General features: G+C 35.3%; 14 protein-coding genes. 13 read left to right on the forward strand and 1 reads right to left on the reverse strand.

What is annotated here, in order from left to right:
- Position 1: 1 nt before the first annotated feature.
- The 5 genes from N3C60_07575 to N3C60_07595 are packed head-to-tail and all read left to right on the forward strand — an operon-like array spanning position 2 to position 5,243.
- Positions 2–631 (forward strand): methyltransferase domain-containing protein, encoded by a 630-nt coding sequence (locus tag N3C60_07575; GenBank protein MCX8084760.1) that lies wholly within the window; start codon positions 2–4, stop codon positions 629–631.
- Entirely contained in the window at positions 621–1,820 is a 1,200-nt protein-coding gene (locus N3C60_07580; protein ID MCX8084761.1) for a U32 family peptidase, read from the forward strand. The genes N3C60_07575 and N3C60_07580 overlap by 11 nt, the downstream gene beginning before the upstream one ends.
- On the forward strand, positions 1,817–3,784 hold the full coding sequence (gene ligA / locus N3C60_07585) for an NAD-dependent DNA ligase LigA (protein MCX8084762.1): 1,968 nt from the start codon (positions 1,817–1,819) through the stop codon (positions 3,782–3,784). The genes N3C60_07580 and ligA overlap by 4 nt, the downstream gene beginning before the upstream one ends.
- Before the next feature lie 2 nt (positions 3,785–3,786).
- Positions 3,787–4,632, forward strand: a complete 846-nt coding sequence (locus tag N3C60_07590) for a kinase/pyrophosphorylase (protein ID MCX8084763.1) — start codon at positions 3,787–3,789, stop codon at positions 4,630–4,632.
- Positions 4,633–4,661: 29 nt separating this feature from the next.
- Complete coding sequence (locus N3C60_07595; GenBank protein ID MCX8084764.1) at positions 4,662–5,243, forward strand: DedA family protein; 582 nt, start codon at positions 4,662–4,664, stop codon at positions 5,241–5,243.
- On the opposite strand, the gene N3C60_07600 is transcribed toward N3C60_07595, so the two are convergent.
- Positions 5,223–5,957: a sulfite exporter TauE/SafE family protein gene (locus N3C60_07600; GenBank protein ID MCX8084765.1), complete on the reverse strand. Its 735-nt coding sequence runs from the start codon at positions 5,955–5,957 to the stop codon at positions 5,223–5,225. The genes N3C60_07595 and N3C60_07600 overlap by 21 nt on opposite strands.
- Before the next feature lie 144 nt (positions 5,958–6,101).
- On the opposite strand from N3C60_07600, the gene accD reads away from it, so the two are divergent.
- The 8 genes from accD (at position 6,102) to N3C60_07640 (ending at position 14,699) form a co-directional block, all read left to right on the forward strand.
- The gene (accD, locus tag N3C60_07605) at positions 6,102–6,947 is read left to right on the forward strand and encodes an acetyl-CoA carboxylase, carboxyltransferase subunit beta (protein ID MCX8084766.1); all 846 of its coding nucleotides are present in this window, start codon (positions 6,102–6,104) and stop codon (positions 6,945–6,947) included.
- Positions 6,948–6,956: 9 nt separating this feature from the next.
- A complete protein-coding gene (locus tag N3C60_07610) occupies positions 6,957–8,093 on the forward strand; it encodes a Mur ligase family protein (GenBank protein ID MCX8084767.1) in 1,137 nt (378 codons plus the stop codon).
- Positions 8,090–10,219 (forward strand): hypothetical protein, encoded by a 2,130-nt coding sequence (locus N3C60_07615; GenBank protein ID MCX8084768.1) that lies wholly within the window; start codon positions 8,090–8,092, stop codon positions 10,217–10,219. The genes N3C60_07610 and N3C60_07615 overlap by 4 nt, the downstream gene beginning before the upstream one ends.
- Complete coding sequence (locus N3C60_07620) at positions 10,219–11,226, forward strand: NAD(P)-dependent oxidoreductase (GenBank protein ID MCX8084769.1); 1,008 nt, start codon at positions 10,219–10,221, stop codon at positions 11,224–11,226. Before N3C60_07615 ends, N3C60_07620 begins: the two co-directional genes overlap by 1 nt.
- Positions 11,207–12,220, forward strand: a complete 1,014-nt coding sequence (locus tag N3C60_07625; GenBank protein MCX8084770.1) for a hypothetical protein — start codon at positions 11,207–11,209, stop codon at positions 12,218–12,220. Before N3C60_07620 ends, N3C60_07625 begins: the two co-directional genes overlap by 20 nt.
- 2 nt (positions 12,221–12,222) lie before the next feature.
- Positions 12,223–13,215, forward strand: coding sequence for a bifunctional oligoribonuclease/PAP phosphatase NrnA (locus N3C60_07630; GenBank protein MCX8084771.1), 993 nt, complete (start codon positions 12,223–12,225; stop codon positions 13,213–13,215).
- 47 nt (positions 13,216–13,262) lie between these two features.
- The gene (locus N3C60_07635) at positions 13,263–13,424 is read left to right on the forward strand and encodes a rubredoxin (GenBank protein ID MCX8084772.1); all 162 of its coding nucleotides are present in this window, start codon (positions 13,263–13,265) and stop codon (positions 13,422–13,424) included.
- Positions 13,425–13,487: 63 nt separating this feature from the next.
- Positions 13,488–14,699 (forward strand): FprA family A-type flavoprotein, encoded by a 1,212-nt coding sequence (locus N3C60_07640; protein MCX8084773.1) that lies wholly within the window; start codon positions 13,488–13,490, stop codon positions 14,697–14,699.
- Positions 14,700–14,705: the final 6 nt, after the last annotated feature.

The raw sequence follows: 14,705 nt of genomic DNA on the forward strand, positions 1-14,705 counted from the left end.
TATGAAGACCCAACTTTTACTGCCCTATGTATATAATTTTCTTGAAAATAGTTTCTTCGAAGGTTATGACCCTTTTTATGATTATGCTGCTAAAAGGGATGTTCCTGTTGTGGCCAAATCTGTGGGGATTCTTCTGAGATTTTTTAGTTCATTATTGAAGCCTTCGAATATATTGGAACTGGGTTGTGGCATTGGTACTGCAGCCAAGTATATGCTGGACGGACATTTGACAAATTATACAGGTGTGGATAACAATAAAGAGCGTCTGGAGGTAGCTCAAAGATTTTTGATGAATTATTCCGGTGTCAGATTTGTTCACACAAGGGTAGAAGAATTTTTGAAAAGTGATAGCGGTAAGTACGATTTTGTATTTGTGGATTCCATAAAAAAAGATTATGAAAAGGTTTGGTATCTATTGAAACCTCTTCTTACAAGAGGTTCGGTGGTGATTTTTGATGATCTCTTCTTATATGGCTATGTGTTTCAAGAGGAGTCAGAGACACCTTATAAATATAGGGAAGGTGTGAGATTGCTAAGAAGATTTATAAATAACATAAAGTATGAAAAGGGTATATCATCTATGTTTGTACCAATAGAAAACGGTTTGGTGGTGTTACATTATGAGGGTTGAGTTACTTGCTCCTGCTGGCAATATGGAAAAGCTAAAGGCAGCAATAAATTTTGGTGCTGATGCTGTATATTTGTCTGGAAAAGATTTTGGATTGAGGGCTGCTGCAGGTAATTTTTCATTGGAGGAGATGAAGGAGGCTTTTGAGTTTTTGAGATCAAGAGGGAAGAAAGGGTATATTACCGTGAATATATATGCAAGAAATGATGATTTTATTGGTTTGTCCCAATATCTTGATGCTATTAATTATATAAGGCCAGATGCCATCATCGTTAGTGATGTGGGGGTCATAAAACTTATTAGGGATAAGAAAATCGATATCCCTATTCACATTAGCACCCAAGCCAATACTACTAATTATATGGCTGTGGAGTTTTGGAAGGATATGGGGGTGGAAAGGGTTGTTTTAGCAAGAGAATTGAGCCGTCGGGAAATAGAATTTATTGCTAAGCGATGTTCTATCGATTTGGAGGTTTTTGTTCACGGTGCGATGTGTATATCTTATTCTGGTAGGTGTGTTCTTAGTAACTACTTTAATAAAAAAGATTCCAATAGGGGTGAATGCACTCATCCTTGTAGATGGAAATATTATTTGATGGAAGAAAGCAGACCAGGAGAGTTCTTGCCGATTTTTGAGGACGAAAGAGGAAGTTACATATATAACTCAAAGGATCTATGTCTACTGGAGCATATCGATGAGCTTGTGGACATGGGTATAAAAAGTTTTAAGATAGAAGGCCGTATGAAGAGTGCCATGTATGTTTCTATTGTGACTGGTGTTTATAGAAAAGCTATAGATAAGGCATTGTCTGGTAGTTTTGAAGTGGAGATGGATTGGATAGAACTGTTAAACAGTGTGAGTAATAGAACATATACAAAAGGTTTTTATGCTGATGAATATGATGAAAACAGTATAAACTATAAGACTTCTTCTTATGTTAGAGGATCCGATTTTCTTGGTTTGGTTATTAAATCTGATAGTAATAAGTTTTGTTTTGACTGTAGGGGAAAGATGCTAAAAGGGGAGGAGTTGGAATTAGTTACACCTAAGCTTGAGCGGATAAAGTTTGTTTTCGATAAGATTTATGATATTAACGGTAACGATGTAGATTTCACAAAGCCCAATTATGTTTATTATACCTTTATAGACAATAAAATTCCTGAGAATACTATTATCAGGAGATTGTTGTGAATTGGACTAAGGAGCAGTACCTATCTTTAGTTAATGAACTCAATCACCATTGCATTAGGTATTATCTCTTGAATGATCCAGTAATATCTGATGCGGAGTATGACAGACTGTATAGGGAACTGATACTTATGGAGGAAGTCCATCCCGAGTGGGTTGTTCCTGATTCCCCGTCTCAAAGAATAGGTTTCAAGGTTTCATCGGGTAGGACAATAAGGCATGATAAGAAGATGTTGTCCCTTGACAATGTGTATAGTGAGGATGAATTGAAAGATTTTTTAAACAAAGTTCAGAGGGTTTATAATGGTCGTATAGACTGGGTAGTGGAGCCAAAGATAGATGGTGCTGCTGTGTCGATAATATACGAATATGGTGTTTTAACAGCTGGTGTTACAAGGGGGGATGGTTTAGAAGGGGAGGACGTTACTCATAACATAAGAACAATTAAATCTTTGCCTGTGAAAATAGATTTTAAAGGTAGGTTGGTTTTACGGGGTGAGGTTTTTTTATCCAGACAGCGTTTTAAGGAACTAAATGAAGAAAGAGGGAAAGCAGGGGAACCTCTTTTTGCAAACCCTAGAAATGCTGCTGCCGGTACTTTAAAAGTACTGGATCCGAGGATAGCTTCCGATAGAGGGTTGGGGATTTTCATCTATGCTTTGGATGATGGTAGACAATATGGAACTCATTTTGAGGATCTTCTATGGCTGAATAAACTTGGCTTTTCTGTTAACCCCCATATATATCTGTCTAAAAGTGAAGAGTTGATGGAGTACATAAAGAAGATAGAGTCTTTAAGAAAGGAAATGGATTATGATCTCGATGGGGCCGTTATAAAAGTCAATGATTATAATGTGCGCGATATTTTAGGGGAAACGATCAAATATCCAAGATGGGCTATAGCTTATAAGTATGAAGCAGAACAGGTTACAACGACACTTATTGATGTAGTATTTCAGGTGGGTAGAACTGGTATTGTGACCCCTGTTGCAATTTTAGAACCTGTAGAGGTATCTGGAAGTACAGTTTCTAGAGCTAGCTTGCACAACGAGGATGAAATTATAAGACTTGATATAAAAATAGGAGATCGTGTTTTTATAGAAAAAAGTGGTGAGATCATCCCCAAAGTGGTAAAAACTGTTCCAGAGTTGAGAAAAGGTACGGAAAAAAGCATTATATTCCCTTCCTCCTGCCCATCATGTGGTGCCATTTTGAAAAAGGAGGATGCTTACTGGAGATGTTTGAACAGGCATTGTCCTGAGAGGGTGATTGGAAGCATTATCCACTTTGCTTCAAGAGATGCTATGGATATTAGGGGTTTGGGAGACAAAACTGTGGAACGTTTTTATAAGCTAGGTATTCTTAAGTCCATAACTGATATATATCTTTTAAAACCAGGTAGTATAGGGCATTTGGATGGGTTTGGTGAGTTATCAGAGGCTAATCTTTTAGAAAGTATACATGAAAGTAAAAAAAGAGAGTTTTATCGTTTTATCTATGCACTTGGTATAGATGGTGTGGGCATTAAAATGGCTCAGGTATTGGCTTCACATTTTAAAAATATTGATAATCTTGTTTCAGCTGATAAAGAGGAACTGAAAAGTATCTATGGTATAGGGGAAGAAGTAGCAAATTCCATCTTTGGTTATTTCAAGGATGGGAATAACTTAAAGATGATTGATGATTTTAAACGTTTTGGTATAAACATGCAATACGAACAGACAACTACTTCGGATATACTTAAGGGGCTTAATTTCCTTATCACAGGGACATTATCAAAACCGAGAAAGTACTTTGAAGATCTTATATTAAAACATGGCGGTAATCTTTTAAGTGGTGTTAGTAAGAATTTGAACTATCTTATAGTTGGTGAAAATCCAGGTAATAAACTTGAAAAAGCGAGACAGCTAGGTATAATTATAATAACTGAAGATGAATTTAAGAAAAAGTTTGGACTGGGGGACTGAATATGGAAATCCATACTATAGGTGAAGATAGTGGCTCGGATGTAAAAAAAGTTTATATACTGTCGGATGGGACTGGTCAAAGTGCTATTAATGTGGTGAGGGCATGTCTGATTCAATTTGATAACGTCAATATAAAACTTATAGTATATTCAAAGATGGACAATGAGGAGAAGATTAAAGTCGCCCTTCAGCAGGCAAAAGAGGATCATGCTTTTGTCGCTTTTACTATAGCTCGTAAATCTCTACGAAGACTTATCCATACCATCTGTCATGAGGATAATATTCTTCATCATGATATTCTTGGTCCTCCAGTGGAAAAGTTTAAGATTTTTCTTGATCGGGAACCCCGAGAGGATCCAAACCTTTTAAGAAGACTTGATAGTAAATATTTCAAACGTATAGAAGCCATCGATTTTGCTATAGAACATGATGATGGAAAGAGCATGAAGGGGATCAAGGATGCTGATATTGTAATACTGGGATTATCCCGTACTTCAAAAACACCTACAAGTTTTTATCTCGCTCAGTTGGGATATAAGGTGGTAAACATACCTTTGATATACGGTATGAAAGTACCTGATGAGGTATATACTGTGGATCCTAACAAGGTGGTTTGCCTTATAATGGATCCGGAGACCCTTCAAAAAGTAAGGCAGGAACGACTGAGGCACTACAAAACCAATTCAGATTATACAAATCTGAAGAAGATTCTTGAGGAAGTGGAATTTATCTATGAGCTTGTGGGGAAAAATAGAAGATGGCATCTTGTGGACACCACAAACAAATCTGTGGAAGAGACAGCAAGGGAGATCATTGTCAAGGTTTATGGAAGGGAGTTGGAGCTTTAGGTTTTAAAATACACATAGGGAAGAACTGATTGGAAGAATTATTGCTTAAACTAATTGTGGAGTATGGATATCTGATACTCTTTGTGTGGAGTGTTATGGAAGGTGAGCTTGGTCTCGTGATGGCTGGGATCTTGTCTCATACGGGAGATATGAATATCTATACAGCTATTTTAGTTGCTGGGTTAGGTGGTTTTACTGGGGATCAGATATTTTTCTTAATAGGTAGATTTAATAGGAATTATGTTCAGAAAAAATTTGTAAAACACAGAAGGAAGTTTGCACTGGCTACAATCCTATTAAACAAGTACGGCTGGTATATCATATTTATTCAGAGGTATATGTATGGGTTGAGGACTATAATACCTATTACTATTGGAACAACAAGGCTTTGCTGGCGCAAATTCGCTTTGATAAACTTGGTAAGTGCCTTTATCTGGGCAGCTATTACAATTGTGTTAGCTTATTGGTTCGGGGAATTTCTTTTAAAAGTACTTCATATTGCTAAACAAAACTGGTATATTGCTTTACCAATGGCTGTACTCGTTTTTATATTTGTGGTAAAATATATGCAGTATCTTGCTAATAAGCGTTCATCCCGTTACAAGAAGTAATATAGAAAATATTATGATGGAAGCAGTTACAAAATTCTTGATAAACTTCTCACCTTTTTTAATACTAACACTGGCTGCGATCATACCGCCCACAAGATTACCAGTACCCAAAGCCAAACCCATACCATAGTCTATTTTTTTAGAAAGGATAAATACCGGTAGTGCAGCTATAGTTAGGATAAAAACTATAAAAACTTTTACTGCATTGCCTTTTAAAAGATCATAACCTAAAAGTGTTGTTCCTGCTAATAGTAAAAAACCTACACCTGCCTGAATAAAACCACCATAAATACCAATGAGAAAAAAGATAACCAAAGCAGCTAAACCCTGTAGGTATCTGTTTTTGAAATCTAATCTTTTAGTGGGGTTAAATATGGTTAGGATAGTGATGACAAACATAAATATGGCTAAATACTTAGTGAAGCTTTTATCACTTATGACTACTGCAATTTTGGCACCGGTTACACTACCTAATACCACTGGTAGGGATATGGCAAGAGCAAATTTGAGTGGAAAGTGCCCTGATGATATGTATTTGTAAATGGCTGAAATATTTTGCAGTAAAATACCCAGTCTATTTGTGCCATTAGCTATGGTTGCAGGTAAGCCTAAAAAAATCAGTATTGGCAATGTTAAAAATGATCCACCACCACCCAATACGTTTATAAAGCCTGTTATTACTCCAACAACAAAGAGAATAAAAATCTTTATCATAATGTTCTCCAAAAAAAGTATTTCTTTTTTAAGAAATAGATACCTTGTTAGTTTAATATTACCAAAAAAATTACTATTGCATAATAGAATTTTTAATGTAAAATGCAAGAAAAATGTCAAAAACATCAACATGGAGGCTCAGATATGGGTCTTAGGGCTTTTTTACTTGAGAAGATTCATAAGGTTACAGAAGGGAAGAAAAAAGATATTCAGAAGGATATTTGGGTTAAGTGCGACAAATGTGGTGAAGTAAGCTATAAAGATGATGTTGCTAAAAACTTCCATGCTTGTCCCGCTTGTGGTTATCATTTTAAAGTTTCTGCTATAGAAAAGATAAATATGATCATCGATGCAGGATCATTTGTGGAGATAGATACTAATCTTAAGTCACTGGACCCTCTGCAGTTTAAAGATACTAAAAAATATACAGATAGAATAAAGGAAACAATGAAAAAAACCAATATAAATGAAGCGTTTATCTCTGGTTATGGTACTGTTTACAAAAAACCTGTGCATATTGGTGCCTTTGAATTTTCCTTTTTGGGTGGTAGTATGGGTAGTGTGGTGGGTGAAAAAATAACAAGGCTTATTGAATCTGCCATTGCTAATAGAAATCATGTAATAACCATCAGTTGTTCTGGTGGGGCTAGGATGCAAGAGAGTATTTTATCGTTGATGCAGATGGCAAAGACCTCTGCTGCTTTGAAGAAACTTGCAAATAACGGGCTTGCACACATATCAATATTGACAGATCCTACCACTGGAGGAGTTACAGCAAGTTTTGCCATGTTAGGTGATATCCATATTGCCGAACCTGGTGCTTTGATAGGTTTTGCAGGGCCCAGAGTAATTGAGCAGACAATAAGGCAAAAGTTGCCTGAAGGGTTTCAGACCTCTGAGTTTCTTCTACAGCATGGTATGGTGGATATGGTGTTAGCAAGAAAAGAATGGAAGGATACCATATATAAGCTTTTGGAGTTTTTTGGCTAAAAGCATTACATGACTCTGAACGATTACTTTTTTGATTTCTTTTTTCAGGATAATAGAGAATTTGTTACCATAGATTTTGGGCTGGATAGGATTTCTAAGGCGGTATCTGACATAGGTATCGATTTTAATACCCTTGGAAGAGTCATCCATGTAGCTGGTACTAATGGTAAGGGGAGTACATCCTATTTCATAGCCCAATTTTTGCATAATCTGGGTTATAAAACTGCCCTTTTTACATCTCCCCATATCGAGGTTATCACCGAAAGATTTAAGCTTCAGCTAAAGGATATATCTGATGATTGTTTTAGGCAATACTTTGAAAGCCTGAAGGCTATTATTGTAGAGAACAAACTCACGTTTTTTGAAGCTTTGACACTTATTGCTTACAAAATGTTCAGTGATTTTAAGCCAGATGTTACTATATTAGAGACTGGAATGGGTGGAAGACTTGATGCTACAAATGTTGTAGATGAAAAGATCCCTGTTATCACTACTATATCTCAGGATCATATAAATTTTCTGGGCAAAGACATTTACGGTATCGTTGACGAGAAGATTGCTATTGTAAAGGGTAATCCAGTATTTTTTGTGGGTAAAAATAAGCAGTTTATAATCGATTATATATTAAAGAAGATGTATGACAAAAAGATATATATTATTCAGGATAGACCAAAGGTGGATTTTTATGTAGACCCCTATTGTTATAATTACAGTTTGGCTAAAAGTGTTGTTGAATATTTGTTGGGTGTTGAGATTGAAGATCAAAGACTTGCTCTTCCACCATGTAGGCTTGAAAGGGTAGGTAGGTTTATTCTTGATGGTTCCCACAATCCAAATGGTCTTTTATCAACTTTAAAAGTTTTGGATGTAGATACAGCTATCTTTTCTTGCACAAGGGATAGACCTGTTTATAAAATGATAGAGATCTTAAAAAAACGGGTAAAGCATATTATACTCACCGAGATTCCGGGTAATGATAGAAGTATTGATGTGGAAGGTATCAAGGGGGATAATTTGTTTAGAATAAAAGACCCTTTGGATGCTATTTATAAATCGATTTACATTTCTTCCAAATCTGATATACTCATCACAGGGTCTTTATATCTGTGTGGTTTTTTGAGAAAAATAGTGGCGGATGTTAGGTGATTAGAGTTTTTTATGTATTGTTGTTACTGTTATTGTTGTCTTTTGATGTTTTGGCCGAAAAGGTCACTATCGAGGCAGATAGCCTAAGTACAAAAGATAATTTGACTACTGCAACCGGTTCTGTATTGATTATATATAACGATATGGTTGTGTCCTCTGATAAAGCTATGCTGGATAGAACAACAAACCTTGTAGAGCTCGAGGGCAATGTGGTTTTTAAGGACAAGGATAATATCATTAGAGCTGAATACGCTAAGATCTACTTAGATAATAAAACAGGTTTTTTTAGGAAGGGGAAAGGGTTTTATGCCCCATGGAGCTATTTTGCTGCGGATAGATTGGAGAAACTGGAGGGTAATAGTTTTTTGTTGGATAATGCTTCTTTAACCACCTGTTCGGGTGATAACCCAGACTGGTCTTTTTCTGCCAACAATGCAAGAATAGATGTTGGTCAGTATTTCAAGGCAAAACATTCTTTCGCAAATATAAAGGATGTTCCTGTTTTGTATTTTCCATACTTTGTTTGGCCTATAAAGAAAGAGAGACAAAGTGGGTTTCTGGTTCCTCAGTTTGGATTTAGTAGTAGTAAGGGTTTTTTTATTACACCTAAATACTTTTGGGCTATAGATGTGGACAAAGATATGACCACTGGGTTAAACGTCTTTTCAAACAATGGTCTCATGGTTTTAAACGAATTTCGTTATGCTGTTAGTAAGAAGGAGAGGATACATATTATTGGTGAGTTTATTGATGATAAAGACTCTGATGCTGACAAGGAATCCAGGTGGAGATTGTATGGAGTGGGTAACAAGTTTATTGCGGATAATTTAGAGTTCAGATTTAACGTGAACTATGCCTCAGATTTTAGGTACAAAAGGGATTTTAAAGATTACAATATGGTGGATAAACTTCCGGGTATGGACCCCAACAAAAATGAATATATCGCAGAATTTAGGTTAAATTATTACAATAAGTATGGTGATCTAACTATTCGTTATAAGGATAGTATGCAGTTTTATGACAATGTAAACAGTTATACTAAAGATAATCTCTATCAAAAGCCAAATATACAACTTGAAAAGCACTCCTTAGGGGCAAGTTATTTAAAGTTTGACTACCTTATAGACTATAATTTTGTGGAAAAGAGATCGCTTACCTACTACAATGAAAATAATGAAGTGGTTTCGGTTTATAACTATGAAAGGCTCAATAGCAGGATTAAGCTTTATAAACCTTTTGATCTCAAGATTGCTACTTTCACCCCTTTTTATACCCAGTACGCCACCTATTGGTATAATTTTAGTAAGGGATTATCACCCTTTGAAGAGAAAGAAAGTAGTTTTGCAAGCCTAAAAACTGATGAAGACGCCGCAGCAAGGTATATCTATACATTGGGATATTCTATAAATTTAAATGAAATATATAAAAATTATGACAATTTTAGACATTCGTTTTACAACACGCTGGAATATTTTCAAACACCAGAGATAAATCAAAGTGTATTACCCAACAGTATAGAATATGATAGAATCGAAAGACAAAACCTTTATAGATATACTATGACCAATTATATTAAGAGTGTTAACTATATATTAAAATTAGAGTTTGTTCAAGGATATAATCAATCGTTGGTGGAGAATAAATGGACACCGCTACAGTCAAAGTTAAGCTTTAATTATCTAAAAACACTTTTCTTTGATTTTGAAAAAAGGTATAACTATTATACAGGTCAGATTGAATATTATAAAAACTCAATAACCTTATCCCACCTTAATTTATATCTTACCTACACCCAATCCTTTGATAAAAATATAGTAAATGGTGATAATGCAAATGCTGGCCTCAAAATAGGCGGGAGGTTTGATAAATTTGATTTGGAATTTTACAAAAAAGTTGGTAAAATCGATAATAGATTTAGGTTAAATCCAGCTACGCTTGATAACAGAGAGTTTTATAGTAAGCTGTTATACAAGTCTGAGTGCTGGAGTTTAGGTCTTTTATACAAAGAGGATTCATACATGGATCTAACAAAAACCGGTTCTGATAAAAAAAGAGAGCGTGTAGTTTTTGTTCTAATAGAGTTAAAAGGTATTGGAGCCACCCAACGGGAGATATACAGAAATTAATGGGAAGAAATATTTTGATCACAGGTACTCTTGGTTTTTTGGGATTCAATTTGGCAAGATTACTTGCCGAAAACTTCCCCATGTATAATGTTGTAGGTATTGATAACGAAAAAGACCAAAAATATATTAATCATAAGGAGATTTTAGAGAATTTGCCAAATTTTTGGTATATTAAAGGGGATGTCTTAAACAAAAAGTTGATTAGAGAGATCTTTTTGTTAAATCATACTGCCTTGAGTAATTTGTCAGAAATACATGGGATTGATATAGTCTATACAACTGCCTTTGAATCTTTGCTCCATGATATCTCTACAGATGGTCTTGAGTATTACCAAAACAATCTTTTAGGACCTTTGAATATAGCTATTGAATACATATTAGCTAAAAATGAACATAAGCGGTTTGTCTATACCAGTTCCTGTTATGTGTACGGTTTTTCTGATGATGATAAACCTTTTGATGAGTCTTATCCCACAAAACCATTAAGTAAAAATGCTTCCATAAAACTATCTGTAGAGCAGCTTTTAAGATCTATACATATGAACTTTGGACTACCTATAACCATTTTGAGGATACCATCTCTCTATGGTTATGGACTAAAAGGGGATCATCTCCTTATGAATATCATAAATGCAGTCTTAAATGATGAGCAGATAAGTGTAGATTTTTCAGACAAGACTTGTGTGAATGCTATTCTTTTTGAAGATCTGTTAGTGGGATATGAGAGGTTGATCAGTTTTAATTCAAAAGGGTACGATATCTTCAATATGGGTGGGGTAAATATTATGTTGAGGGATTTTTACATGCAGGTAAAAGAAGTTTTCTATAAACTTACAGGTGAAAGGCGAAGAGATGATTTGGTTATATTTAAAAATAAGATAGATAAAAACTGTTGTATTTCATCAGATTATGCATATAAAGTATTGGGGTGGAAGAATTGGACAGAAGTATACTGGGGTTTGGAAAAAACGTTAAAGGCAATGTTAGATGATAAGAAGACTTCTTAGTGTTCTAATTATTTTTTTATTATATACGATCTCTTATGCTGCTGTGTCCACAGGTACCGGCACATCTTCGATGGATGGTGGCATAAAAGCTGCAGATAAGCGTGCTCTTAACAATGCCCTTATAAATGCCATTGCAAATTATTATTCAGAGAAAAATCCTGATCTTGCCGAAAGTATAACTGCCGAACATATCAAGCTTATTAAAAACTATCGCATTATAGAGCGAGGAGTAAAACAATATACCGTTTATTATACTGTGGAAGCTGAATTCGATGAGATAGGATCGGTGAGTATTTCCACAAAGAGTAACCCAAATACCCTTGTTTATTTTATAAAGCTGGAAAACAATCTTATGGAGTATAAAGATATCTTTTATGATAGTGCAAGGTTTATCATTGAAGAGCATGGTTTTTCATTAAAGTTTCAGGAGGATTTTTTATTAAATCTGGATAAAATAGGGGATCATGAAAAAGCTTATAGCGTTTTTAGTAAAAACAGATCCAGATATATGATCTTTACCACCTTGAAGATCGAAAAATTGAAAAACAACACTAAGTTGGTATCCGAATCCTACTTTTACACAAAAAAAGATACTTATCCAATCATAAGGGCTGAAGCTACTATCGGCAAGATGAACAATGATGGGTTAAAAGAGTCTTTTGTAAAGGTATTTTTGACAACCATCACCTATGTTAACACTAATTTCCTGCCGATGTCTAAGATGACACAGAATGAGACAAAAGATCAAAAAATCGATCTCGTGTTTATTAATTTTAGCTCTTTCAATCAGGTGATAAATATCATGGACTATTTGAAGGCTAAGGGATTTTTTACTACCGTTAAGGTGAAGTCCTTTATCACGGGTAAAGCAGAGTTTGAAATAAATACCAGAACAGATGTTGGAGCCATTACAAAGGTTGTTAAAGAGCTTTTAAACAATACAAACGTGGAGATAGTTAGCCATGAAAATGCTGTGATAATGGAGTTTAGATAACAATGATCAAACAGATCTTAGAAGTCTTAAAACCCAGACGAAAAATATTGATCCTCACCCATAACAACCCGGATCCAGATACACTTGCAGCAGCTTTTGGTCTAAAGTACATTTTACAAAAAGTCTTACAAAAAAGATGCACGATAGCTTATCATGGTATAGTGGGTAGAGCTGAAAATCGGGAGCTTGTAAGACAATGTGGAATTGATATTTACCCCTCTACTATGCTTGACTTTTCCAGATATGATGGGTTAGTGGTTGTGGATACACAGCCCACCGCAGGAAACGTTTATATTCCTAAGGGTTATTTCCCTGATGTGATCATTGATCATCATAATTTCAGAGATCCTACGAAAAAAGCGAAGGTGTACGATATAAGAAACGACTATGGTAGTACAAGTTCTATAATAACAGAGTATTGTAAAGAGCTTGGGATTATATGTGATCAAAATATTGCAACGGCTCTTTTCTATGGGATCAGAACTGATACTGTAGGAGCAGGTAGGCAAAATAACAGAATCGACCTTGCTATGATGAGCTATGTACTGCCCCATATCTCTTTAAAAAAGCTATCAAAGATAGAAACACCAGAAATTCCAAAATACTATTACAAAAATATAAAAATTGCCCTTGAAAATGCACAGATTTATGGTGATCTTATATTTTGTGATCTAAAAGATGTTCGAAATGCTGATCTTATTGCAGAGACCTCTGACTTTTTTCTTAGGATGCGTGATATAAAATGGTCATTTGTTATTGGGAGAGTAGATAATATGGCTTTTTTCTCTCTAAGATGCAAACAGTCTAAGAGAAAAGTAGGGATGATAGCATTAGGTATAGTAAAGGGTATAGGAACAGGTGGGGGGCATATGAAGTCTGCTGGTGGCCAGATCCCTTTAGCAAAAGCTTCAGAATATGAGAATTATGTTATTGAAATAAAGAGAAGGTTGATTAAAAAGATCAACCTAAAAGTGAATGAACCAAAAACTATTTGACAAAATTTAAATTAAATATATTTTAACTCTAAAAAAGGAGGAAGAAGATGCAAAAGTACATATGCACGATCTGTGGTTATATTTATGATCCAGTAATTGGAGATCCAGAAAACGATGTGGCACCTGGAACAAAATGGGAAGATGTGCCAGATGGTTGGGTATGTCCCGAGTGTGGTGCCCCTAAGGACAGCTTTGAACCAACAAATTAATTTCAAAAGCAGGGTTATCCCTGCTTTTTATGTATCTAAAATAGCTATCAGGAGGTTAGGATAATGAATGGTATTAAGATAAAAGATAACATATATTGGGTTGGTGTATATGATCCTAATTTGGAGATATTTGATATTGTTATTCCTACAGAGCATGGCACTACCTATAATAGTTATCTTGTTATTGGTAATCAAAAATCAGCTCTTATAGAAGCAAATAAAGGCATATGGACTGAAGAATATATCAAAACAGTGGAATCGATAAAGCCTATAAAGGAGATTGACTATATTGTGCTTAATCATAACGAGCCAGATCACTCAGGCTCTTTGCCAGAGATATTAAATCTAAATCCAGATATTGAGGTGGTGTATTCAAAGACTGCCAAAGTTTTTGTAGAGAATATCGTTAATAAAAATTTTAAAGGTAGATCTGTTGGAGATGGTGATTATATAGATCTTGGTGGGAAAACCCTGAAGTTTTTTCATACACCATTTTTACATTGGCCGGATACCATGTTCACCTATCTCGTAGAGGATAAGATACTATTTCCATGTGATTTTTTGGGGGCTCACTATTGCCCCACTGAAATAGGAAAAATATTCAATGATGAGATGTGTGATAAAGAAGAGGCCAAAGATGCCTTTGTATTTTACTATAAATGTATCATGCGTCCATATAAGGAGCATATAATCAATGCTTTAAAAAAGATAGAGAATCTATCCATTGAGATGGTATGCCCATCCCATGGACCCGTTTTAAGGGGAGAACTCGACTTTTACTTAAACTTTTATAAAAACCAAGCTGCACGATACTATCTCAACAACCCTGTAAGGAAAGTGACACTGATCTATGCCTCTGCATATGGTAACACTAAGATGCTTGCGGAGAAGATAAAAGATGGTGTGGAAGATACAGGTGTGCCTGTCATGATGTTTGATGCGGCTGAAGCTGAGCTTGATGAGATAATAGATGCTATAGAAATATCCTACGGGTTGCTAATGGGTACAGCCACTATAAATGCTAAGGCTCCAAAGCCTATATTCAATATTTTTTCAGAACTTGTTGTTTTAAATGTTTCAAACCGTAAAGCTGGGGTATTTGGTTCTTATGGGTGGAGTGGAGAAGGGATTAAGATGTGTGAGGATATTTTAAAAACGATGAGGATGAAACTACCTCTTGAACCTTTTAAGGTGCAGATGACCCCCTCAAAGGATGAATTAAAGAGTGCTTTCGAATGGGGCAGAGAGTTTGGAATGAAGGTGTTAGAAGGGTAATGGGAG

The organism is Calditerrivibrio sp., from assembly GCA_026415135.1.
Classification (GTDB): domain Bacteria; phylum Chrysiogenota; class Deferribacteres; order Deferribacterales; family Calditerrivibrionaceae; genus Calditerrivibrio.